The organism is Kribbella sp. NPDC004138, assembly GCF_053603655.1.
The window spans coordinates 87943-110201 of the sequence record NZ_JBSGFZ010000023.1; the positions used below are offsets into that span (position 1 = coordinate 87943).

The 22259-nt window shown below is 69.2% G+C and carries 20 protein-coding genes; 9 read left to right on the forward strand and 11 right to left on the reverse strand.

Annotated elements, in window-relative coordinates:
- The first annotated feature begins 37 nt into the window (after positions 1 to 37).
- Entirely contained in the window at positions 38 to 1609 is a 1572-nt protein-coding gene (locus ACWEOO_RS29605) for an alkaline phosphatase D family protein (protein ID WP_452145823.1), read from the forward strand.
- Positions 1610 to 1621: 12 nt separating this feature from the next.
- Entirely contained in the window at positions 1622 to 2443 is an 822-nt protein-coding gene (locus ACWEOO_RS29610) for a galactose-binding domain-containing protein (RefSeq protein WP_452145824.1), read from the forward strand.
- Positions 2444 to 2446: 3 nt separating this feature from the next.
- Here ACWEOO_RS29610 and ACWEOO_RS29615 read toward each other — a convergent pair whose 3' ends face one another.
- From ACWEOO_RS29615 to ACWEOO_RS29655, 9 genes are all read right to left on the reverse strand, one after another.
- Complete coding sequence (locus ACWEOO_RS29615) at positions 2447 to 3580, reverse strand: ADP-ribosylglycohydrolase family protein (RefSeq protein WP_452145825.1); 1134 nt, start codon at positions 3578 to 3580, stop codon at positions 2447 to 2449.
- Positions 3580 to 4857 carry an ABC transporter substrate-binding protein gene (locus ACWEOO_RS29620; RefSeq protein WP_452145826.1) on the reverse strand — a complete coding sequence of 426 codons (1278 nt, stop codon included), beginning with the start codon at positions 4855 to 4857 and terminating at the stop codon, positions 3580 to 3582. The genes ACWEOO_RS29615 and ACWEOO_RS29620 overlap by 1 nt, the downstream gene beginning before the upstream one ends.
- Before the next feature lie 8 nt (positions 4858 to 4865).
- Positions 4866 to 5699, reverse strand: a complete 834-nt coding sequence (locus ACWEOO_RS29625; RefSeq protein WP_452145827.1) for a carbohydrate ABC transporter permease — start codon at positions 5697 to 5699, stop codon at positions 4866 to 4868.
- A complete protein-coding gene (locus ACWEOO_RS29630; RefSeq protein WP_452145828.1) occupies positions 5696 to 6616 on the reverse strand; it encodes a carbohydrate ABC transporter permease in 921 nt (306 codons plus the stop codon). Before ACWEOO_RS29630 ends, ACWEOO_RS29625 begins: the two co-directional genes overlap by 4 nt.
- Positions 6613 to 7617 (reverse strand): LacI family DNA-binding transcriptional regulator, encoded by a 1005-nt coding sequence (locus ACWEOO_RS29635; RefSeq protein ID WP_452145829.1) that lies wholly within the window; start codon positions 7615 to 7617, stop codon positions 6613 to 6615. Before ACWEOO_RS29635 ends, ACWEOO_RS29630 begins: the two co-directional genes overlap by 4 nt.
- A gap of 225 nt (positions 7618 to 7842) precedes the next feature.
- A complete protein-coding gene (locus ACWEOO_RS29640) occupies positions 7843 to 8742 on the reverse strand; it encodes a zinc metalloprotease (protein WP_452145830.1) in 900 nt (299 codons plus the stop codon).
- Between the two features lie 69 nt (positions 8743 to 8811).
- Positions 8812 to 9762: a potassium channel family protein gene (locus ACWEOO_RS29645; protein WP_452145894.1), complete on the reverse strand. Its 951-nt coding sequence runs from the start codon at positions 9760 to 9762 to the stop codon at positions 8812 to 8814.
- Positions 9734 to 10843: a GNAT family N-acetyltransferase gene (locus ACWEOO_RS29650; protein ID WP_452145831.1), complete on the reverse strand. Its 1110-nt coding sequence runs from the start codon at positions 10841 to 10843 to the stop codon at positions 9734 to 9736. Before ACWEOO_RS29650 ends, ACWEOO_RS29645 begins: the two co-directional genes overlap by 29 nt.
- Positions 10844 to 10925: 82 nt before the next feature.
- Positions 10926 to 11318, reverse strand: a complete 393-nt coding sequence (locus ACWEOO_RS29655) for a hypothetical protein (RefSeq protein ID WP_355698281.1) — start codon at positions 11316 to 11318, stop codon at positions 10926 to 10928.
- Between the two features lie 58 nt (positions 11319 to 11376).
- Here ACWEOO_RS29655 and ACWEOO_RS29660 point away from each other — a divergent pair, with 58 nt between their 5' ends.
- The 5 genes from ACWEOO_RS29660 to ACWEOO_RS29680 all read left to right on the forward strand — a co-directional run bounded on the left by ACWEOO_RS29660 (position 11377) and on the right by ACWEOO_RS29680 (position 18425).
- The gene (locus tag ACWEOO_RS29660; protein WP_363709664.1) at positions 11377 to 11991 is read left to right on the forward strand and encodes a hypothetical protein; all 615 of its coding nucleotides are present in this window, start codon (positions 11377 to 11379) and stop codon (positions 11989 to 11991) included.
- 362 nt (positions 11992 to 12353) lie between these two features.
- Positions 12354 to 13103, forward strand: a complete 750-nt coding sequence (locus ACWEOO_RS29665) for an ABC transporter ATP-binding protein (protein WP_452145832.1) — start codon at positions 12354 to 12356, stop codon at positions 13101 to 13103.
- Positions 13100 to 15760, forward strand: coding sequence for an ABC transporter permease (locus ACWEOO_RS29670; protein WP_452145833.1), 2661 nt, complete (start codon positions 13100 to 13102; stop codon positions 15758 to 15760). The genes ACWEOO_RS29665 and ACWEOO_RS29670 overlap by 4 nt, the downstream gene beginning before the upstream one ends.
- A gap of 45 nt (positions 15761 to 15805) precedes the next feature.
- Entirely contained in the window at positions 15806 to 16528 is a 723-nt protein-coding gene (locus tag ACWEOO_RS29675) for a hypothetical protein (RefSeq protein ID WP_452145834.1), read from the forward strand.
- Positions 16529 to 16646: 118 nt separating this feature from the next.
- Positions 16647 to 18425: a glycerophosphodiester phosphodiesterase family protein gene (locus ACWEOO_RS29680; RefSeq protein ID WP_452145835.1), complete on the forward strand. Its 1779-nt coding sequence runs from the start codon at positions 16647 to 16649 to the stop codon at positions 18423 to 18425.
- Here ACWEOO_RS29680 and ACWEOO_RS29685 read toward each other — a convergent pair.
- Positions 18422 to 19477, reverse strand: a complete 1056-nt coding sequence (locus ACWEOO_RS29685; RefSeq protein ID WP_452145836.1) for a carboxylate-amine ligase — start codon at positions 19475 to 19477, stop codon at positions 18422 to 18424. The genes ACWEOO_RS29680 and ACWEOO_RS29685 overlap by 4 nt on opposite strands.
- A gap of 42 nt (positions 19478 to 19519) precedes the next feature.
- On the opposite strand from ACWEOO_RS29685, the gene ACWEOO_RS29690 reads away from it, so the two are divergent.
- Both ACWEOO_RS29690 and ACWEOO_RS29695 read left to right on the forward strand, forming a co-directional pair.
- Positions 19520 to 20257 carry a HipA family kinase gene (locus ACWEOO_RS29690; RefSeq protein ID WP_452145837.1) on the forward strand — a complete coding sequence of 246 codons (738 nt, stop codon included), beginning with the start codon at positions 19520 to 19522 and terminating at the stop codon, positions 20255 to 20257.
- Positions 20254 to 20628: a DUF3037 domain-containing protein gene (locus ACWEOO_RS29695; RefSeq protein WP_452145838.1), complete on the forward strand. Its 375-nt coding sequence runs from the start codon at positions 20254 to 20256 to the stop codon at positions 20626 to 20628. The genes ACWEOO_RS29690 and ACWEOO_RS29695 overlap by 4 nt, the downstream gene beginning before the upstream one ends.
- On the opposite strand, the gene pgm is transcribed toward ACWEOO_RS29695, so the two are convergent.
- A complete protein-coding gene (pgm, locus tag ACWEOO_RS29700) occupies positions 20625 to 22247 on the reverse strand; it encodes a phosphoglucomutase (alpha-D-glucose-1,6-bisphosphate-dependent) (RefSeq protein ID WP_452145839.1) in 1623 nt (540 codons plus the stop codon). The two genes, ACWEOO_RS29695 and pgm, sit on opposite strands and share 4 nt — an antisense overlap.
- Between the last annotated feature and the right edge of the window lie 12 nt (positions 22248 to 22259).

Consider the following 22259-nt stretch of genomic DNA (forward strand, 5'->3'; position numbering starts at 1 on the left):
TGGATCGTTCTGTCGGCGCGGCCTGATACTTCCGGCCATGTCCCGAACAGCTGTCACCCGCCGCAGCTTCTTGACCGGAACCGCCGCCGCGCTCGCTCTTGCCGGAAACCTCCCCGATCTCGTCGATGCGGCAGGGATATCGCATCGCACCGACAACCGACCGTTGTTCACGCTCGGCGTCGCGTCGGGCGATCCGCTGCCGGACGCCGTAGTCATCTGGACCCGCCTCGCGCCCGGGCCGCTCGAACCGTTCGGCGGCATGGGCGACCGCCCGGTGAACGTCGAGTGGGAGGTCGCCGAGGACGAGTCGTTCCGCAGAGTGGTACGCCGAGGCACGGCGCACGCCCGTCCGGAGTACGCGCACACCGTGCATGTCGATGTCCGGGGACTGCGGCCGTGGCGGCACTACTTCTACCGGTTCCGCGCCGCCGGTCAGATCAGCCCGGCCGGTCGTACCCGAACCGCGCCGGCGCCGTCCGACGAGCCGGCCGTGACGCTGGCAGTCGCGTCCTGCCAGGCCTACTACGACGGGTTCTACACCGCGTACCAGGACGTCGTACGCCGGGAGCACGATGCTGTGCTGTTCCTCGGCGACTACATCTACGAGGTCGGCGTCGGACCGACCGCCGGCGTCCGCAACCAGTCCGTACCGGTCGACTTCGCCGGCGAGATCTTCACCCTCGACGAGTACCGGGCCCGCTACGCGTTGCACAAGACCGACCCCGACCTGCAGGCCGCGCACGCGGCGGCGCCGTGGATCGTCACGCTCGACGACCACGAGGTCGAGGGCAACTGGGCCGGGTACGTGTCCGAGGACGGCATCCCGTACGACGACTTCCTCGTCCGCCGGGCGAACGGCTTCCGCGCGTACTGGGAACACATGCCGCTGCGTCTCGACCAGTCCCCCGACGGCCCGTCGATCCGCCTGCACCGCTACCTCCGGTACGGCCGTACTGCCGACCTGAGCATCCTCGACACGCGGCAGTTCCGCGACGACCAGACGTCGACCGGTGGATGGCTGCCGCCGGACGAGGTGTCGACCGACCCGGCGCGCACCATCACCGGCGCCGCCCAGGAAAGCTGGCTGCTGGACACGCTCGGATCCTCCACGAGCCGCTGGAACGTCGTCGCGCAGCAGGTCGCCATGGCCCAACTCGACCGCAAGACCGGGCCGGAGCTCGAGCTTCCGATGGACACCTGGAACGGGTACGCCGCCGCGCGCGATCGCGTGCTGGCCGGCGTCCGCGACCGCGGCGTCGGCAACTTCGTCGTCCTCACCGGCGACCTGCACCGCAGCGTCGCCTCCGACCTGCGGGTGAACTTCGCGGATCCGTCCACGCCGGCGATCGGGTCCGAGTTCGTCACCACGTCGATCTCGTCGGGCAAGGACGGCGTCGACGCCGACGCCACTGGGCGCGCGCTGCTCGCCGAGAACCCGCACGTCAAGTACCAGAACGTCCAGCGCGGCTACCTCAGCTGCCGGCTCGACCGGACGCAGTGGACGTCGGAGTTCCGTGTCGTCGACCGCGTCGTCACTCCCGGCGGTACGGCGTCCACGCGCGCCACCCTGGTCGTCGAGGACGGCCGTCCCGGAACCCATCTCGCCTGAACGGACCAGCCCATGCTCCGACGCATCGCCCTCGTCGCCGTCCCACTCACGCTCGTGGTGCCCGCCGTCACCGTTGCCAGCGGCAACAACCAGGTGGAGATCAGCGCCACGCCACAGCCCGTGGAGGTCGTGCCGCTGCCGTGCTTCACGGCCGGGAAGCTGACGCTCGGCATGACCAACACCGGCCGCAAACCCACGATCGCCGACATGCGTGTCGCCGGGGACGCCGCCCTCACGCTGTCCCGGCACCAGTTCTCCAGCTACCTGCCCGTCGATCAGCTCGTGAAGGCGCCGCTCGAGCTCAGTGTCCCGCGCGGCACCGCGCCCGCGACGTACTCCGTCGACCTGACCGTCGGTAAGCAGCACCTGCAGGTGCCTGTGGTGATCAAGCCTGTTCCCGCCCGCGACAACGTGCTGCTCGGCGAACAGGCTGTCGCATCCTCCACCAACGGCAACATGCGCCTCTGCGGCGGCGTCGACGGCAACGCCGACTCCGAGCAATGGGGCGCCAGCGGCTGGCACGACAACACCAAGGGCATCTTCCCCGACACCTACGGCGTCGACTTCGTCCAGCCGACCACCATCGGCCGAGTCGTCCTCCAAACCCTCGACTCGACCAAGTACCCCGCCGCCGTGATGGGCATCCGCGACTTCGACGTCCGACTCCGGAACAACGGTGTGTGGACGACCATGGAGGAGGTGCGGGGCAACACCACGGGCCGTCTGGTCATCACCTTCGAGCCGCGCGCGGTCGACGCCGTCCAGCTCGTCATCCACGACTCCAACGACCACGGGTACTCCCGGATCGTCGAGCTCGAGGCGTACGCCAACTGACATTCAGACCAGCGCATCCAACGCGGCCGCACGCCGGGCCCACCGCTCGGCGTCGGCCGCCCGGATGTCCCGTACGACGGACGCCATGACCCGCCCCGGCGCCACCAGATCGGTCTTGCTCGCCTCGGCGATCCGCTCCGCCCAGTCCGGCGGTACGCCGTCGTGGCCCTGCAAAGCTCCGGTGATCGCGCCGGCCATGGACGCGATCGAGTCCGCGTCGCGCCCGTAGTTGGTGCCGCCCAGGACAGCCCGCCGGACGTCTCCCTCGGCGACCAGGACGAACCCGAGCGCGACCGGAAGCTCCTCGATCGCCTTGGTACGGCTCGGCCGGCGGGCGTCCATCGACAGCTCACGGTAGTTCGGACCGACAGTGTCGTACGGCTCGATCGCCTTCCGCAGCACAGGAATCGCCTCCTCCCAGTCCGTCACGCCGTCGGCCGCTTCGACGACCGCCTCGACGGCCCTCCGAGTGCCGTCCTTGGCCAGCGCCACAGCAGCCGCGACCGCCGACGCGGGCGTTGCGCCCGGCGTCATCGCGGCGGCGACGGCAGCCGCGAACACGCCGGCCGCCTCCCGTCCGTAGCTCGACTGGTGCGCACCGGCGACGTCGAGCGCCTCGGCGTACGCGCCCTCGGGATCGCCGGCGTTGGCGATCCCGACCGGCGCCATGTACATCGCCGCACCGCAGTTCACGATGTTGCCGACACCCGCCTCGCGCGGATCGACGTGCCCGTAGTGCAGGCGGGCGACCAGCCACTTCTCGGCCAGGAACACCCGCTGCAGCAGGAGCGCGTCCGCCTCGAGCTCGGGAACCCAGCGGGTCCCGTTCAGCATCTTCGGCACCAGCGACTCGGCGACCGCATACGCGTCCAGGTGTGACCGGCGCTCGTCGTACACCTCGACCAGTGCGTGCGTCATCAAGGTGTCGTCGGTGATGTGCCCGTCGCCCTTGTGGTACGGCGCGATCGGGCGGGCGGTCCGCCAGTCGTCGTACCACGGGCCGACGATGCCGGTCACCCAGCCGCCGTGCCGCTCCCGGATCGCCTCCGGTGTCCAGCCTTCGACGGCTCCGCCGATCGCGTCACCGACCGCGGACCCGACGAGGACCCCCGTTGCCTTCTCCTCGATCAAGGACATCAGTTGTTGACCTGACCCCATCCGTCGCTCAGTTTCTTGCCCAGCGCCGCCGCGTCGGTCTTGTTCGCCAGGTACTGCTGGAACGCCGGCGTCGCGATCTGGTCCTTCCACTGCGGGTAGTTCTCCACGCTCTGGAACGGCGCCTTGGTCAGCTCGGCGCCGCTGGCCAGGATCTGCTGCCAGCCGTTCTTGCCGCCGGTCGCCTGCTGCACCGCGTCCCGGGCCGCCTGGGTGGTCGGGATCAGCCAGTCGCCCTGACCGACCGCGGCCAGGTTCTCGGCCTTCATGAAGTAGTCGATGAACTTCGCCGACTGCTCGATGTGCTTGCCTTCGGCCGGCGCCGACAGCGTCTGCGGGTTCGCGGCCTGCTTGCTGCTCGTGCCCTTCAGCGGCGGCAGCACCTCCCACTGGAAGGTCTTCGGCGCCTCCTCGAGGATCTGCTGCGCGACGTAGTTGCCGGCCACGACCATCCCGTACTTGCCGGCGTAGAACCCGGGCAGCACGTCCGAACCGCTCTGCGTCAGCGACGTCGGGTCGATCGACTTGTCGTCGTACGCCATCGCGTGGATGCGCTTCGGCACCTCGAGCTCGGCGTCGCCGACGGTCGCCTTCGCGTCCTTGCCGGAGCCGTCGAAGTACTTGGCGTCGAAGTTCAGGCCGAGGTTCAGCATCGTCGCGGTCGGGCTCTTCAGACCCCAGCCGAGTCCGAACTTGCCGCCCGCGGTCAGCAACTTGGCGTCGGCGGCCAGATCGTCCCAGCTCAGCGAGTCACCGGTCGCGGTGATCCCGGCCTGCTTCAGCATCGCGGAGTTCGCGAACACGACGTACGACTGCAGGAGCGTCGGCGCGGCGTAGATCTTGCCGTCCTTGGAGACCGTGTCCCAGACGCCCGGACTGACGGCGTCCTTGGTGTCCTTGCTCAGGTACGGCGAGAGGTCGGCGAGGTAGCCCTGGTTGACGAAGCCGGTGATGTCGGCGGACTCGTCGTGGATGATGTCCGGCGCGGTCCCGCCCTGGAACTGGGTGACCAGCTGGTCGTGCACGGAGTCCCAGCTGCCCTGCACGTACTCGACCTGGATGTTCGGGTTCGCGGCGTTCCAGTCCGCGACGATCTTCTTGGTCGCGGCGACCGTGGTCTTCTGGAAGGCGAGGCTCTGGAACTTCAGCGTCACCTTCTCGGTCGACGACCCCGAACCGCTGTCGTCGCTGTTGCCCCCGCACGCGGCGAGCGTCACCAGCGCTCCCGCCGCCAGCAACGCGGTCAATACCTTCTTCATTATCTCTCCTAACCTTTGACTGCGCCGCTCAGCAAGCCGGAGGTCAACCGGCGCTGAAGGAAGGCGAAGAACACGAGACTGGGGACGGTGGCCAGCACGGAGGCGGCGGCGAGCGGGCCGAACTGCACCTGGCCCTCGGCACCGACGAAGCGGGCGAGCACCAGCGGAAGGGTCTTGAGCTGCGGGTCCTGCAGCAGGACCAGGGCGAAGAAGAACTCGTTCCACGCCGAGATGAAGGTGAACATCGCGGTCGCGATCAGGCCTGGCCGCAGCAGCGGCATCACGATCGAGACGATCGTGCGGACCCGGCCGGCGCCGTCGACGGAGGCCGCTTCCTCCAGCTCCCGCGGCACCGCGGCGACGTACCCCTGCAGCATCCACAGTGCGAACGGCAGCGACCAGACCATGTACACGATCACCACGCCGGGGATCGCGTTCGTCAGGTGCAGCGGGCGCAGGATCATGAACAGCGGGATCACGATCAGGATCACCGGGAACACCTGGCTGACCAGGATCCAGCCGTTCGTCAGCGGACGCAGCCGGCTGCGGAACCGGGCCAGCGCGTACGACACCGGGAGCGCGACGATCAGCACCAGGATCGTGCTGTAGATCGAGATCTGCAGGCTGTTGCCGAGGCCGCGGACCAGGCCTTGCTCGTTCAGCGCGTCGCTGTAGTTGGACAGGTCGAAGTGTTTCGGCAGCAGACTCGGCGTGATGCTGGCGAACTCCTGCGGCGACTTCAGCGAGCTCGAGATCAGCCAGAGCAGCGGGAAGCCGAGGAAGATCAGGTACGCGAGCACGGCGACGTACTGCAGGAAGCGGGTGGCGGGCCTTGTCCTCATGCCTCGCTCCTCAGCCGGTTCCGCAGGTAGAAGAACAGGAACGCGATGATGATGACCACCATCACGTCACCCATCGCCGCGGCCATCCCGAAGTTGCCGTAGCGGAACGCCTCGTTGTACGCGAACAACATCGGCAGCATCGTCTTGCCGCCCGGGCCGCCGGCGGTCAGCACGTAGACCAGGCCGAACGAGTTGAAGTTCCAGATCATGTCCAGGCTGGTGATCGCGACGATCACGGTCCGCAGCTGCGGAAGCGTGATGTTCCAGAACTGGCTCCAGGCGCCGGCGCCGTCGACCGCGGCCGCTTCGTACAGCGTGCGGTCGATGCCCTGCAGGCCGGCGAGCAGCGTGATCGTGGTCATCGGCATGCCGACCCAGATGCCGACGACGATCACCGCCGGGAGCGCCGTGTTGAAGTCGCCGAGGAAGTTGATCGGGTGGTCGGTGAGGTGCAGCTTCTGCAGGATCTCGTTGACCGGCCCGTTGGTCGGGTGCAGCAGCAACCGCCACATGATCGCGACGACGACCGGGGGCATCGCCCAGGGGATCAGCGCGAGGGTCCGCGCGACGCCGCGGAATTTGAGGTTCGTGTTCAGCAGCAGGGCGAGGCCGAGCGCGGCGACGAACTGCAGGAGCGTGACCGACAAGGTCCAGATCACGCCGATTCGGAACGAGTCCCAGAACAGGTCGTTGTGCAGGAGTTTGGCGAAGTTGCCGAAGCCGACGAAGTTCGTCTCGACCCGCAGGCCGGCGCGGGCATCGGTGAAGCCGAGCGCGATACCGCGGATCAGCGGGTAAACGCTCAGGATCAGCACCGGCAGCAGGGCGGGCAGGAACAGCAGGATCGCCTCGCGATTCGCCTTCGGCTTCCCCACTTTCTTCTTCACCGGCCGCGGCGCGGTCACGGTTGCCGTCACGGGGTGGACCTCCTGATGCTGAGGGACGGCTGGACGACGATCCGCCGCGGGGTCCGGTCGTTGTCCTCGATCCTTGCCAGCAGCAACTCGGCCGCCCGCCGCCCGCGCTCGGCCGACCCCAGATTCACACTCGTCAGCGGCGGAAAACTCTGCTCGGCCAACTCACTGTCATCCATCCCCACCACCGCAACGTCGTCCGGCACCCGCAGCCCGGCGGCCGCCAACTCGTGCATCAGCCCCACAGCCAGCAAGTCGTTCGCACACACCACCGCATCGAAACCGACCCGCTCCGAACCGGGGGTCGTCAGCAGCTGCCGTGCGGCAGAACGTCCTGCGGCGAAGGTGAAGTCGTCTGCTTCTGTGACGGCGACGGGCTCGAGGTTGTGGGCCTTCAGGGCTTCGGTGAAACCCTTCGCGCGGGCCGCCCCGGGGACCGTGTCGGCAGGGCCGTTCAGGAACGCGATGCGTGTGCGGCCGCAGGACGCAAGGTGGTCGACGGCGAGCAGCATGCCCTTGGGTGAGTTCGCCCGCACGGTGTCGACGCCCGCTTTGGCCGGGACGTTACCGGCGACGACCACCGGCACCTCGCATTCGCGGATCGACTTCACCAGATCCTCGTCGACGCGCAGCGGGCTGATCAGCAGACCGTCGGCGTACCCGCGCGCCATCCCCCGAACCAGCGCGACCTCGTCCACCACGTCCGGCCCGGTCGTCGTCACCACCAGCCGGTAGCCGGCCGCGGCCACGACCTCCTCGACCGCCCGCATCATCGTCACGTACACCGGGTTGCCGACGTCCGCGACCGCCAGCGTCAGCTGGAACGTCCGCCCGACCTTCAGCGACCGGGCCCGCGCGTCCGGCACGTAGCCGAGCTCCGACACCGCCCGCTGCACCCGCTCGACCATCTCCTCGGTGGCCGGCAGCCCGTTCAGCACCCGTGACACCGACGCCACCGAGACCCCGGCCGCCCGGGCCACCCCAGCGATCGTCGGACGACTCACGCCGACCTCCTGTAATCGTTCTTGTAATCGTTTACAGCCGAGACACTAAACCGCCCCTCAGCCCTCGTCAACACCCCCACTCCCCCAACTCCACACCGCAACCACACCGTGACGGCCCCCAACCCGTCTTTGGGCCCCCACCGTCCAATTTCGGAGCGCCGAAATGAACGGTGGGGGCCCAAAGATGCCTACCGCAGAGCGGGTACGGCGGGGTGGTGGTGCGGGTTAGGCGCGGTAGAAGAGCCAGGCGTCGGCCATGCGCTGGGCCTGGCCTGGTGTGAACTGGGTGTAGCAGGAGTCGTAGGAGTAGTCCATGTAGTTGTGGATCGGGTCGAGCCCGGGCGCCTTGCAGGTGTCCTTGCCGGCCGGGCAGCCGCTGGTCGGGGTCTTCTCGGCCGGGGTGTCGTCGACGAAGTCGCCCTTCGCGTTGCAGCCGCCGAAGAACGTGTGCTCGAGATTCAGCCAGTGACCGACCTCGTGCGTCGTGGTCTCGCCCTGGTCGTAGCGGCCCGCGTACGTGGTCGACGTCCCCAGGAAGGACTCCCAGTCGATGACGACGCCGTCGAGGTACGCCTGGCCCGGCTTGGTGACGATGTCCGGCAGGTACGCCCATCCGAGCAGACCCGCGCCGGCTGTCGTCGAGTACAAGTTGAGGTCCCCGGGACCGCCGGTGTGCAGGGCGTGCTTCATGTCGTGCTCAGGCAGACCACCCGCGCCGGCGTAGAACCAGGTCGCGTTGTCGGTCCGCGTCACACCCGCCAAAGTGAAACTGAACCCGGTCCTGGCACCGCCCTCGCCGCCCGCGTACGTGTTGTTCAGTACGGCGATCTGCGCCTGGATCTGGGCCGACGTGAGCGCGCCGATCGAGCCGTCGGTGACCACATGGAAGTACACCGGAACGGTGGCCCTGAAGCCCGCTTTCGCCTTGTTCTTCGCCGTCGCCGGCAGATCCTGTGGGACCTGGCCGAGGTCCGGTTCACGCCCGCCCCGCGCCTGGACGACGCTGTCCTCCGAGACGCAGGCGCCACCGCCCGGCGGCCCCGAGGCCTGACTCTGCGTCCCGCTCAGTCCCGCACCGACGAGCGCCGCGATCGCGGCGATCCGCGCTGCCTTGTTCCATCTCATGACCGCCCCCTGTCAGAGCCCGTCCCCAGGCAGTTCGACTCTAGGCAGGGCGGCCGGACGGCGGAAGGGCTACTCGTCGTCCTCTTCGGCGCCCGGGCGCTCGGCCCACGGGGTCTCCTTGGCGGGGCGGACGACGATCAGCTTGTCGCCGGCGGCCAGGACCGAGACGTTGGAGTCGTAGTACCGGTGCACCTTGCCGTCGCGGACCACCGAGACAACCCGGTCCGGTACGGCGGACGGCGGCTTGCCGACCTCGCGCCCGAGGACCGGGCGCTCGGCGACCTCGAGGCCCTCGCCGTAGGTCAGCAGGTCCTCCATCACCTCGCCGAGGTTCGGGCTGACCGCGGACAAGCCGAGCAGCCGGCCGACCGCCTCCGACGAAGTGACCACGGCGTCCGCGCCGCTCTGCCGCAGCAGCGGCACGTTGTCCTCCTCGCGGACCGCGACCACGACGTGTGCGCTCGGGTTCAGCTGCCGCACGGCGAGCGTGACCAGGACGGCCGAGTCGTCCCGGTCGGTGGTCACGATCACCTCGCGCGCGGTCATCACCTCGGCGCGGCGCAGCACCGTCCGGTTCGTCGCGTCGCCGTGGAACGCGGCCATCTGGTCGTTGCCCGCGTCACCGATCGCCGTGGCGCGCGGGTCGATCACGACGATGTTCTCGCGCTTCACGCCGTTGCTGATCAGCGTCTGCACCGCGGCCCGGCCCTTGGTGCCGTAGCCGACGACGATGGTGTGGTCCTTCATCCGTTTCCTCCAGCGCGTGTCGCGCATGATCCGGCGACCCTCGTTGGCCAGCACTTCCAGTGTCGTACCGACCAGCACCACCAGGAACGCGATCCGCAGCGGAGTGACGATGAAGGCGTTCACCAGCCGGGCGGTCGGCGTCACCGGCGTGATGTCGCCGTACCCGGTCGTGGTGAGCGTGACGGTTGCGTAGTAGATGCTGTCGATCAGGTCGACATGGCCGTCGTAGCTGTCCTTGTAGCCGTCACGGTCGACCACCACGATCAGCACCATCACGGTCAGCAGCCCCAGCGCGATCAGAAATCGGCTGAAGAGCTGAAAGAGCGGCGAGCGCGTGCTCGCGGGCAGGTTGACCAGCAGACCGTGGGGGTTCCGACCGGTGGGAAGGGGTGGCACGGGTCTGACGATATTGCACCGGCGGTCGATCCACCGCATGCGACAGGCTCCGGTCGGACAGTGCGACACTCACCATCAGACTGTCGCCGTCCCGGATGACTCGGGAGCGCATCCGCAGCCGCTCCAGGGTGCGGAGCATCGCGTGGTTCTCCGGCTGCACCATGCAGACGACGCGGTCGGCGCCGAGGGCCCGGGCCTCCCCGACCACCTGGCGCAGCAGGCGCAGCCCGAGGCCCTGCCCCTGCCAGCCGTCCTCGACCAGGACGGCGATCTCCATCGTGGTGCTGCCCAGCTCCTCCCACGGCGCGGCCGTGGCCATCCCGATCACGGCGTCGTCGACGCATGCGACGACCGATACGCCGCCCGCCGGCGCCGACAGGTGCCGCGCGGTCCGTGCGGTCAGCTTCGGCATCGGCACGTGGTAGCGCCGGGTGCGGCTCTCGTACGAACATCGGTCGTGCATCGCGACCACGGCGTCGGCGTCCTCGACGGTCGCGAGCCGCAGGTCGGGTACGCCGGCCCCGGGCCGCGGCCCGTCCGGCGTCTCGAACCGCTCGGCCAGCCGGCCGGCGATCTCGACCAGCACGTCCGCGCGGGCCCACTCGGCCGGCGTGTACTCGTCGAACCCCTGCAGGTTGCCCAGCTCGTCGTCGACGGACACCGGGTCGTCGATCAGCCGCAGTACGGCGCGCAGGTACCGGGTCGGGGCGTCGCTGAGCACGTCGGCCTGGCAGGGGCGGACCGTCGTCCGGACGCAGCCGGCCTCGGCCGCCAGCGCGGTCAGGTCGTCGGCGGTCCAGCCGACGCCGGTGGAGACCACCAGCTCGTCGACGGCGCCGGTCTCGGCGGTGAACACCTCGAGGCTGAGAATGTTGATGTCGTCCGCACCACACCGTGCAGCGAGTTCGGCCAGGGCACCGGGCCGGTCGGCGAGTTCGGTCCTGATCTTCCAGAGCATGCGGACGCCCTCCCTCGTGGAAACGTCCTTCCACTCTGCGTCCGGCCTGTTGCCCGGCCGGGTCCGGGATGTTACGCGCGCGTCAACGTTTCCGGCGGACCAGCAGCAGGATGTTCGGCCGCTGGGCGGTCAGGGCGGCGGCCGGCTCCCGATTGTCCAGGTCGGCATGCCGGAGCAGCTCGGGGTAGCTGCTCTGCGGTACGGCGGGGTAGGTCGTGACGATCGCGTCGCCGGAGAACACGAAGAAGATCGCCTGCCCGTCCTTGATCACCTTCAGCAGGGAGCCCTCGCGCACGGTGAGAACGTGCTCGACCGCCTTGCGGCGCGCGGACCGCTTCGCCCAGGCGGCCTGGAGCGCCTGCTGTGCGGGCTCGCGCCCGTGCCGGACCGCCTCGACGACCAGCGGTCCGTACCGCACGCCGTACTTGACCAAGTTCTTGGCGAGCTTCCCGTTCGCCTTCCCCGCACCTGCCATGCGTCGAGCCTACTGACTGCGCCGGGTCGGCATGCGGCGCTGCACGGTGTCAGGCACCATGGAGGCCGTGAGCACCCCCAACCCGCGTCGGCCGGTGATGCCCGGCAACAAGCTGTTCGAGTCGCTGCCCGGTGCCGCCGATCCGGCGACCGTCACCGAGGCCGCGCACCGGACCGCCGAGTTGCTGGTCCGCGGGGTGCGCAAGTCCGAGGACGCTGAGGTGCACGCCCGGGTGGTCAAACTGGCCGACGAGTACGGTCTCGACGAGCTCGCCGAGCTGTGGTCCGACTCCCCCGCCGACTCGCTGCCCGGGGCGCTCTGGCGGCTGTACGTGCTGCGGTCCTGGGTGCACTCGAACGCCGAGGCGGTGTCCCGCGAGTTCGCCACCGGCCGTAAGTACGCCGAGGTGCACGCGGTCGTCGCCGGCGTCGCCGAGCCGCCCGGCCCCGCCGAGGTGCGGGACATGGTGGACGCCGTGCTGCGCGGTGTCGCAACCGGTGACTTCGCGACCACGCTGGATCGCGCGGCGGCGTTCGCGCGGATCGTGGCGACCGGGCGCGCCCATCTCGCCGACGACGGCCACGACCAGGTACTGTCCGCGTCGAAACTGGTCGAGACCGCCGACCAGCTGCAGACCGCGGCACGCGCCGAACGCGCCGGGACCCTCTGGTAGTTGCATGCGGCGCCGACGGGTGTTATACGTCTCGCCGCCCGGAATCCCAACAGGACAAGGGGTTTGGGCACCCGCTACACTGTTCGAGGTGTCGGGCCGGTGCAAGCCCCGGGTCCCAAAATAAGCCGCTACGAGCGGCCACGCGCCGTGAGGCGCTTCCCGGTCCGGCACCCTCTTCTCCTCCCCCTCGCGTTGCCTGAAGCAACGACATGTCCCCCGGTCGCCGGTTGCACCCCCGCGACCCGCCGTCCCCGGCTCAGGGATCGATCGGGGACTCCCCCCTGTCGGGATCGCCTGATCGAGGTCAGACTCGAAGGAGACAACCGAACAGGCTGGGGGCCGTTGGATCGCCGGGAGGGGCGATGGTCGGCATGGTGGGGACCGCAACGGAAGTTGTACACGCACAGGACGTCGTACGGGTGTACGGCGAGGGGGACACGGCCGTCGAGGCGCTGCGCGGGGTCGGCGTCCGGATCGAACCCGGGCAGCTCACGGCGGTGATGGGACCGTCCGGATCGGGCAAGTCGACGCTGATGCACATCCTGGCCGGGCTGGACCGCCCGACCGCGGGCTCGGTGCGGATCGACGGCATCGAGATCACTACGCTCGGTGACGACGCGCTCACCAAGCTCCGCCGGCAGCACATCGGCTTCATCTTCCAGTTCTTCAACCTGCTGCCGATGCTGAGCGCCCGCGACAACGTGCTGCTGCCGCTGACGATCGCCGGCACGAAGCCGGATCCGCAGTACTTCGACGACCTGATCGAGCGCGTCGGTCTCACTGACCGTCTCGACCACCGGCCGGCCGAACTGTCCGGCGGCCAGCAGCAGCGGGTCGCGATCGCGCGGGCCCTGGTGTCCCGGCCGACCGTGGTGTTCGCCGACGAGCCGACCGGCAACCTCGACTCCCGGACCAGCGGCGAGATCCTCACGCTGATGCGCTCCTCGGTCGAGGAGTACGGCCAGACGCTGGTGATGGTGACCCACGACGCCCGGGCGGCCGCGCTGGCGGACCGGGTGCTCTACCTGGCCGACGGCACGATCGTGAAGGAGACCGGCCGGACCAGCCAGCACGAGATCCTGCAGATCATCGACACGCTGGACCTGCAGTGATCAGGTTCGCGCTGCAGGGGCTGCTGGCCCGCAAGCTCCGGACGGCGCTGACCGCGATCGGCGTCGTGCTCGGCGTGGCGCTGATCTCGGGCACGTACGTCCTGACCGACTCGATCACGTCGGCGTTCGACTCGATCTTCACCGAGAACTACAAGAACACCGACGCCGCGATCACCGGGAAGACCGCGTTCGAGGCGGCCGACGACGGCACCGTCGTCACCGCGCCGCCGTTCCAGGCCGGGCTGCTGGACAAGGTCCGCGAGCTGCCCGAGGTCGGCGCGGCGGGCGGCGCGGTCAACGGTGAGGCGCAGCTGATCGGCAAGGACGGCAAGGTCATCGTGTTCGGCGGCGCGCCGAACATCGGCTTCAGCGTGGATCCCGCGCAGCCGCAGTTCAACTCGCTGAGCCTGGTGTCGGGTGCGTGGCCGGCCGCCGGCCAGGTCGTGGTCGACACCCAGACCGCGAAGAAGAAGGGACTCGCGACCGGCGACATGGTCGGCGTCCAGGCCCGCGGCGCGGCGCAGCAGATGCGGATCACCGGGCTGGTCGAGTTCGGTGCGGTGTCGTCGATCGGCGGCGCCACGCTGGCCGGGTTCGACCTCGGCACCGCGCAGCGCCTGTTCGGCAAGACCGGCAAGCTCGACCAGATCCTGATCGCGGCCAAGTCCGGCGTCACGCCGCAGCAGCTGGTGGACGCCGTACGGCCGATCCTTCCCGAGGCCACCCAGGTCCGGACCGCCGACGAGCAGGCCGCGGAGGATGCGGCCGGGACGACGACGTTCCTCAACTTCCTGAGGACGTTCCTGCTCGTGTTCGCCGCGATCGCGCTGTTCGTCGGGTCGTTCGTGATCGCGAACTCGCTGGCCATCACGATCGCCCAGCGCACCCGCGAGTTCGCCACGCTCCGGACGCTCGGCGCCTCCCGGCGGCAGGTCCTCGGCTCGGTGGTGCTCGAAGCCTTCGTCACCGGTCTGGTCTCGGCGATCGTCGGCCTGTTCCTCGGGCTCGCGATCGCGACCGGGCTGTTCAAGCTGTTCGACGCGATCGGGTTCACGCTGCCCAACGACGGGCTGGTCTTCCAGACCCGGACGATCGTGGTCGCGCTGCTCGTCGGCGTCGTGGTGACGACCGTGGCGAGCCTGCGCCCGGCGTGGCGGGCGACCCGGGTGCCGCCGATCGCGGCGGTCCGCGAGGGTGCGGTCCTCGCTCCCGGGCGGCTGCACCGCTACCGTCCGGTCGGCGCAGCGCTGCTCGCGGCGGCCGGTATCGCCTGCATCCTCGTCGGACTGTTCGCGGACGGGCTGAAGACGAGCACGCTGTTGTCGCTGCTCGGCGCGGGCGTTCTGCTGCTGTTCATCGGGATCGCCGCGTTCTCCCCGCGGCTCATCCGCCCGCTGGCCGCGGTCTCGGATCCGGTGGCGCGCTGGGCGGTCGTCGTACTGACCGCTCTGATCTGGCCGATCGTGCTGGTCCCGATCTGGGCGCTCCGACGCCTGTTCGGCGGGCATCCCGAGTTCCCGCGCATCCTGCCGGACGGGCCGGCGGTCGCGATCGGCGGCCAGAACAGCCGCCGCGATCCGCACCGGACCGCGTCGACCGCTGCCGCTCTGATGATCGGGCTCGCGCTGGTCACGCTGGTCGCGACCTTGGGCGCCGGGCTGATCAAACCGTTCGAGGACGCCGTCGACCGGATCTCCAGCTCCGACTACGCGATCACCGCGCAGAACAACTTCAGTCCGCTGCCGCCGGCGGTGGCCGAGAAGGCGGCGGAGGTGCCGACGGTCCAGGAGGTGACGAGCGTCCGCGGCGGCCAGGCACAGGCGTTCGGCAAGACGATCTCGATCACCGCGATCGACCGGACCGCACCGCAGCTGCTCAGCTTCGACTGGCAAGCGGGCTCCCAGGCTTCGCTGGCCGAGTTGGAACCCGACGGCGCGATCGTCGACGCCGACTACGCCAAGCAGCACGGGCTGGGGCTGGGATCGGCGCTCACCTTGCAGATGGTGACCGGCAAACAGCTCCAGTTCCAGGTGCGCGGCATCTTCAAGCCGCCGGCGGGTGGTTCACCGTTCGGCAACGTGACGATCTCGACGGCCACCTTCGACTCCGCCACGCCGCAGCCGCAGAACATCTACACCTTCCTCACCATGCAAGGCGGGGTGACTCCGAAGAACACCGCCACGTTGAACGCCGCGATGAGCGCGTTCCCGAACGCGAAGGCAGTGACCATCGAGCAGTTCAAGGACGCGCAGACCGACAGCATCAAGAGCCTGCTCAACGTGCTCTACGTGCTGCTGGCGCTGTCCGTCGTGGTCAGCCTGTTCGGCATCGTCAACACCCTGGTCCTGACCGTGTTCGAGCGGACCCGTGAACTCGGCATGCTGCGGGCGATCGGGTTGACCCGAGGACAGGTGAAACGGATGATCCGCCAAGAGAGCGTGATCACGGCGCTGATCGGCGCGGTGATCGGCATCGTCCTGGGACTGGTGCTGGCCTCGCTGCTCGCGGCCCGGCTCGACGAGATCTCCTTCACCGTGCCGGCCGGCCAGCTGGTGATCTTCGCCGTCCTCTCGGTCGTCGTCGGCATCTTCGCCGCCATTTGGCCGGCCCGGCGCGCGGCGCGGCTCAATCCTCTGGAGGCGCTGCAGTACGAGTAGTTCTACGCAAGTCTGTAACCCTTTGCGCTGTTAGCTTCGCTGACTGTGAAGCGGATTGGCGTTGTCGGGATGGTTGTCGTGCTCGCCGGGTGTTCGACGGTCGAGTCGAAGGACATCCGGACCAGCGGCATCACGGCGAACTACGTCGTCACGCTGCCGGAGACGGCCGAGGTCGCGCAGGTGAGCGCGTCGTACCGGGTCGGCACCCTGACGTTCGTCGAGCTCGGCGACGGCGAATCGGTCAGGTCGTCCGGCGGCGGCAAGACGGTCGAGCTCGAGCGCCACCACACCGCCGGCGTCACCGACTACACCGGTCAGCTCGACGGCGTGGTCCAGGCAGGTACGGAGATCACCTTCGACCTCACTCGCGGCAAGGGCGACGACTCCGCGCCGAGGTCGACGGTGAAGCTCCCCGAACGCGTCCGCCTCACCGCTCCCCTGGCCGGCACGACGTACTCCCGCCGCGCCGCGATCCCGGTCCGCATCGCCACCGGCCCGTCCGACCTCCCGTCGATCCTCACCTGGACCGGCGACTGCATCCAGCCCGACAACCTCGAACTCGAGCCCGGCCGCACGTCTGCCACCATCCCGCCCGGCTCCCTCCGCCCGTCCCTTGCTACTCCCAGCCCCGGCGTCAAGCCACCCACGAACTGCCCCGTCAACCTCACCCTCACCCGCCGCACCGAAGGCACCCTCGACAAGTCCTTCAAGAACGGCCACATCACCGCCGAAACCCAATCCGTACGCCGCATCACCTCTACGCCGTAGGCACACCAGAGCGTTACCGGTGGGCTACTTTTCGGCTACTTTCGCGAGGACATGGGTATGCCTGTGGCAGACAGCCTCAGGGACGTCCCGCCCATGACCCCTCCGGAAGGAACCCCTCATGCGCCGCCTTCCCCGCGCGTTTCTCCCGTGCGCGCTGATCGCCGGACTGCTGCTTCCGGCCGCCCCGGCCGTTGCTGCTCGTGGTGAGTTCGACATCCAGGCCCACCGCGGTGGGCTCGGGTTGACCGTGGAGAGCACGATCGCGTCGTTCTCGCACGGGCTGCAGCTCGGTGTCAGCACGCTGGAGCTCGACGTGCAGATCACCCAGGACGGGTACGCCGTGGTGACCCACGACCGCAAGGTCGACGGCAAGAAGTGCCGTGACACCGCGCCGTACACGCCAGGCGACCCCGAGTACCCGTATGTCGGCAAGTTCGTGAACACGCTCTCGCTGAACCAGGTGAAGCAGCTCGACTGCGGTTCGCAGACGCTGCCGAACTTCCCGGGGCAGCAGCCCGACCCGGGCGCCCGGATGCCGGAGCTGCGGGACGTGTTCGCGCTTGTGCACCGCTACCACGCGTACGGCGTGAAGCTCAACGTCGAGACCAAGGTCGAGGCCGGAGCACCGTCCGAGACCGCGCCGCGCGAGCAGTTCGTCCAGGTGGTCGCCAGTGAGATCCGGAAGGCGAACATCGCGCGCCAGGTGACGATCCAGAGCTTCGACTGGGGTTCGCTGATGCGGATGCGCGAGGTGATGCCGCAGCTGCCGCTGGTCGCGCTCGACAACTACAACTTCCTGCAGGTCGGCCAGCCCGGGAAGTCGCCGTGGCTGGGCGGTATCGACATCGACGACTTCGGCGGCGACCCGATCAAGGCGGTCAAGTCGTTCGGCGCGTCGGCGATCTCGCCGGTCGACGGTTTCCCGCAGGGCGGCAAGATCTCCGACCCGGCGTTCCGCCCGTACTTCACCAAAGCCACGGTGGACGCCGCGCACAAGGCCGGGCTCAAGGTGATTCCGTGGACCGTGGACGACCCGGCCACGATCCAGTGGTTCGTCGACCAAGGCGTGGACGGGATCATCAGCGACTACCCGGACCGGGTGCGTGAGGTCGCCCGGGCCAACCACTTGAAGCTCCCGAAGTCGTACGACGCCCCGGCCGTCGAGGCGCTGCCGTCGGCGCACGCGCACAACGACTACGACCACCGCCGGCCGCTACAGGACGCGCTCGACCGTGGCTTCAACAGCGTCGAGGCGGACGTCTGGCTGATCGACGGCGAGCTGCGGGTCGCCCACGACCTGGAAGACGCCCAGCCCGGCCGCACCTTGGAGAGCCTGTACTTGAAGCCGCTGGCGGACCGGGTCCGCGAGAACCACGGCCAGGTCTACAAGCACGGCGGCGGGTTCCAGTTGCTGATCGACATCAAGAGCGACGGACCGTCGACGTACGCCGCGGTGGACAAGGCGCTGGCGCAGTACCGCGGGATCAGCACGATCTTCGTCGACGGACGCGTGTTCAAGGGCGCTGTCACCTCGGTGATCAGCGGCAACCGCCCGCTGGACGCCATGAAGGCGCAGAAGATCCGCTACGCCGGGTACGACGGGCGCCTCGGCGACCTGCAATCCGGTCTGCCGGCGTCGCTGATGCCGCTCGTCAGCGACAACTGGACGAACGTCTTCACCTGGCAGGGCGTCGGTCCGATGCCGGAGAGCGAGAAGACCAAGCTGCACGACATCGTGGTGACGGCCCACCACGCCGGGTACAAGGTCCGCTTCTGGGCGACCCCCGACGTACCGGGCGCCGCCCGCGCGGCCCTGTGGCGCGAACTGGTCGCCGCTGACGTCGACTACGTCAACACCGACGACCTGCACGGTCTGGAGGACTTCTTGCGCGGCTAGGGCTTGACTTCCGTGAGGGCGACGAAGTCCTCGCCCTCACGGAAGGCCCTGCGCTGCTTGACGGCACCGTTGCCGTCGGTCAGCGCACGCTGGATCCCTTCGTCGACAAGGTCGGACGCGCCGAGTTCGTGCAGCGCAGGAGCCACGTGGCGTCGCAGCCGTTCCAGGACCTGGGCCATCAGTAGCGATTCGGCCGTCAGCACGTCCAGCCCGTCGCCCGTAACACCGTCGCGCGCAGCCAGCCAGTACGCCGCACGGAGCACCTCCGGCTCCAGCGTCGGGCCCCGGCCGCCGTCCTCGAGCGCGATCATCACCACAGCTCGGACCAGCGTCGCCAGCAGCACGGTCTCGTCCACCGTGAGCGGGATGTCGCTCACCCGCACCTCGACCGTCGGCAGGTGCGTCGACGGGCGGATGTCCCAGTAGACCATCTGCTCGTCCATCAGCGTCCCGGCCGCCATGTGCATGGCCACCAAGGCCTCGTAGTGCTCCAACGACTCCAGGTACGGCGGCGGACCGGAGCAGGGCCAGCGTGTGGTCATCAGCCACCGCCAGCTCGCGAAGCCGGTGTCCTGGCCGAGGTAGATCGGTGAGTTCGCAGTTAGGGCGAGCAGCGCCGGCAGCCACGGACGGATGTGGTTGCTGACGCGGACAGCTGTCTCTTTATCCGATACGTCGACATGGACATGACAACCGCAGACACCTTGCTCCCGTGCCAGCAGGCCCCACCGCTGCGCCAGTTCCTGGTAGCGCCGCTTCTTGGTGATCGACTGGGCCGCCCGGCCGTGCGGCGGTACGGCGATGGCCAGCAGCCGCCCGCCCTCGTCCGCGGCCGCCAGCGCCAGCTTGGCGCGCATGTCCGACAACGAGGCCCGCAACTCGGCGGCCGACTCGCAGACCGGGGTGTTGATCTCGACCATGGCCCGGGTGAGTTCGAGGGTGACGTCGGGGTCCTGCACGTCCGCGACGACGGCCTTGCTCCGCGGCAGCGGGTCGCCGGTCGCGGACACGAGGAGTAACTCTTCCTCGACCCCGAAGGACGGTTGTTTCACCCTGCACCAGTACCCGATCGTCAACCAGTTAGGCTCTCCGTCGTGAGTCTGCCAGTTGTCACCGCAACCCGCTACGTGTTGCCGCTGCGGGAGGGCGGATCGCTGCCCGGTGTTGTCGAGGGCAACGATCTCGGGACGTACGTGATCAAGTTCCACGGCGCCGGCCAGGGGCCGAAGGCGCTCGTCGCCGAGGTGATCGTCGGCGAGCTGTTCCGCCGGCTCGGCCTGCGGGTCCCGGAGCTGAAGCTGATCGAGCTCGACCCGGCGATCGGCAAGTCCGAGCCGGACTTCGAGATCCAGGAACTGCTGATCCGCAGCGCCGGGCTGAACCTCGCCGTCGACTTCCTGCCCGGCTCCTTCGGGTACGACGGATCGGCCGGCAACCCGGGTGACGAGGCGATGGCGCGGATCCTGTGGCTGGACGCGTTCGTGGCCAACGTGGACCGGTCGTGGCGGAACACGAACATGCTCGTATGGCACAAGAACCTGTGGCTGATCGACCACGGGGCCGCTCTGTACTTCCACCACTCGTGGATGCCGGCCGAGAAGTTCGCCTCCTTGCCGTACGACACCAACGACCACGTGTTCTCGGTCGCCGTACCAGGGGTGGCGAAGGTGGACGCCGAACTGGTCGCGGCGATCACCCCGGACCTGTTGACCGAGGTGATCGCGCTGGTGCCCGACGAATGGCTCGAGGACGGCGACCGGGAGCGGTACCTCGGTCACCTGCTAGCGCGGTTGGCGAACCGGGCCGCCTGGGTGCCGGGAGGTGTGCGGTGAAGCCCTTCGACTACGTGATTCTGCGGGCGGCGCCGCGTATTCAGCGCGGTGAGTTCATCAACGTCGGCGCGGTCCTGTACTGCCGGGCGCTGGACTACCTGGGCGCCGCATGGGATGTGAATCCGGATCGGCTGAAGGCCCTGGACCCAGCCGTCGACGTTGACGTGGTGTGTGCGTCCTTGGATCAGGTTCGCGCGATCTGCGCCGGCGAAGCGGGCGGCGGCCCGGCTGCTGCTACCTCGATCGGCGAGCGGTTCCGGTGGTTGGCTGCGCCTCGCAGCACCGTCGTGCATCCCGGACCGATCCACAGCGGGCTCACCGACGACCCCGCCGCGGATCTGGAGCGGCTGCTGGACTCCTTCGTGCGTTAGCCCAGCGCCTTGGACACCACGTCACGCGCCTGCGTGAACACCTCGTCCAGGTGCTCTGCGCCCTTGAACGACTCGCCGTAGATCTTGTAGAGGTCCTCGGTCCCCGACGGGCGCGCAGCGAACCAGGCCGACTCGGTGGTGACCTTCAGCCCGCCGATCGCGGCGCCGTTACCGGGCGCGTGCGTCAGGCGGTCCACGATCGGCTCGCCCGCCAGCTCGGTCGCGGTGACCGCGTCGGGCGACAGAGCGGCCAGCTTGGCCTTCTGCTCGCGTGTGGCCGGCGCGTCCACCCGTGAATACGCCGATGCGCCGAACCGCTCGACCAGCTTGGCGTCGGCCACCGACGGCGTCTCACCGGTCACAGCGGTGATCTCACTCGCCAGCAGCGCCAGCAGGATCCCGTCCTTGTCAGTGGTCCACACTGTGCCGTCGAAGCGCAGGAAGCTCGCACCGGCCGACTCCTCACCGCCGAAGCCGACGGAGCCGTCAACAAGACCCGGCACGAACCACTTGAAGCCGACAGGGACCTCCCAGAGCCGGCGCCCCAAGTCCCCCACCACGCGGTCGATCAGCGACGACGACACCAGCGTCTTGCCGACAGCGACGTCGGGACCCCACTGGCGGTTGCTGAACAGGTACGAGATCGCGACCGCCAGATAGTGGTTCGGGTTCATCAGCCCGGCGTCGGGCGTGACGATGCCGTGCCGGTCGGCGTCCGCGTCGTTCCCGGTCGCCACGTCGTACTGGTCCCGCTGCGCGACCAGCGAGGCCATGGCGTACGGCGAGGAGCAGTCCATCCGGATCTTGCCGTCGTGGTCGAGCGTCATGAACGACCAGGCCGGGTCGACCCGCGGGTTCACCACGGTCAGGTCGAGCTGGTGCCGCTCGGCGATCGCGGCCCAGTAGTCGACGCTGGCCCCGCCGAGCGGGTCGGCGCCGATCCGCACGCCGGCGTCGCGGATCGCGGCCAGGTTGAGCACCGACGGCAGGTCGTCGACGTAGTGCGCGACGAAGTCGTAGTCCCCCGCGCGCTGACGGGCCTGCTCGAACGGCGTCCGGCGGACCTCGCGGTTGCCGCCCGCGATCAGCTCGTTGGCCCGGTTCGCGATCCAGCTGGTCGCGTCGGAGTCGGCCGGTCCGCCGTGCGGCGGGTTGTACTTGATGCCGCCGTCGCGCGGCGGGTTGTGCGACGGCGTGATGACGATGCCGTCCGCGTCCGCGCCGGCGCCGCGGTTCAGCCGCAGGATCGCGTGCGACACCGCCGGCGTCGGCGTGAGCCGGTCGGCGCTGTCGACCAGCGTCTGGACGTCGTTACCGGCCAGCACCTCCAGCACCGTGCGCCAGGCAGGCTCCGACAGACCGTGGCTGTCCCGGCCGACGAGCAGCGGTCCCGTCGTGCCCTGGCCCGCTCGGTACTCGCAGACGGCCTGCGTGATCGCCAGAATGTGCGCCTCGTTGAACGCTGCGTCGAGGCTGGAGCCGCGGTGGCCCGACGTACCGAAGACGACCTTCTGGGCAGGGTTCTCCACGTCCGGGGTGAGGTCGGTGTACGCCGCCAGCATGGCGTCGACGTCGACGAGGTCCTCGGGTTGTGCCGGCTGGCCTGCGCGTGGGTGCATGACCACATGCAA

Excerpts from the sequence above, each read along its gene's own strand:
- ACWEOO_RS29605 (WP_452145823.1), top strand. The coding sequence starts at position 38 with ATGTCCCGAACAGCTGTCACCCGCCGCAGCTTCTTGACCGGAACCGCC.
- ACWEOO_RS29610 (WP_452145824.1), top strand. The coding sequence starts at position 1,622 with ATGCTCCGACGCATCGCCCTCGTCGCCGTCCCACTCACGCTCGTGGTG.
- ACWEOO_RS29615 (WP_452145825.1), bottom strand. The coding sequence starts at position 3,580 with ATGTCCTTGATCGAGGAGAAGGCAACGGGGGTCCTCGTCGGGTCCGCG.
- ACWEOO_RS29620 (WP_452145826.1), bottom strand. The coding sequence starts at position 4,857 with ATGAAGAAGGTATTGACCGCGTTGCTGGCGGCGGGAGCGCTGGTGACG.
- ACWEOO_RS29625 (WP_452145827.1), bottom strand. The coding sequence starts at position 5,699 with ATGAGGACAAGGCCCGCCACCCGCTTCCTGCAGTACGTCGCCGTGCTC.
- ACWEOO_RS29640 (WP_452145830.1), bottom strand. The coding sequence starts at position 8,742 with ATGAGATGGAACAAGGCAGCGCGGATCGCCGCGATCGCGGCGCTCGTC.
- ACWEOO_RS29645 (WP_452145894.1), bottom strand. The coding sequence starts at position 9,762 with ATGGTGCTGATCGTGGTGGTCGACCGTGACGGCTACAAGGACAGCTAC.
- ACWEOO_RS29650 (WP_452145831.1), bottom strand. The coding sequence starts at position 10,843 with ATGCTCTGGAAGATCAGGACCGAACTCGCCGACCGGCCCGGTGCCCTG.
- ACWEOO_RS29655 (WP_355698281.1), bottom strand. The coding sequence starts at position 11,318 with ATGGCAGGTGCGGGGAAGGCGAACGGGAAGCTCGCCAAGAACTTGGTC.
- ACWEOO_RS29660 (WP_363709664.1), top strand. The coding sequence starts at position 11,377 with ATGGAGGCCGTGAGCACCCCCAACCCGCGTCGGCCGGTGATGCCCGGC.
- ACWEOO_RS29665 (WP_452145832.1), top strand. The coding sequence starts at position 12,354 with ATGGTCGGCATGGTGGGGACCGCAACGGAAGTTGTACACGCACAGGAC.
- ACWEOO_RS29680 (WP_452145835.1), top strand. The coding sequence starts at position 16,647 with ATGCGCCGCCTTCCCCGCGCGTTTCTCCCGTGCGCGCTGATCGCCGGA.
- pgm (WP_452145839.1), bottom strand. The coding sequence starts at position 22,247 with ATGCACCCACGCGCAGGCCAGCCGGCACAACCCGAGGACCTCGTCGAC.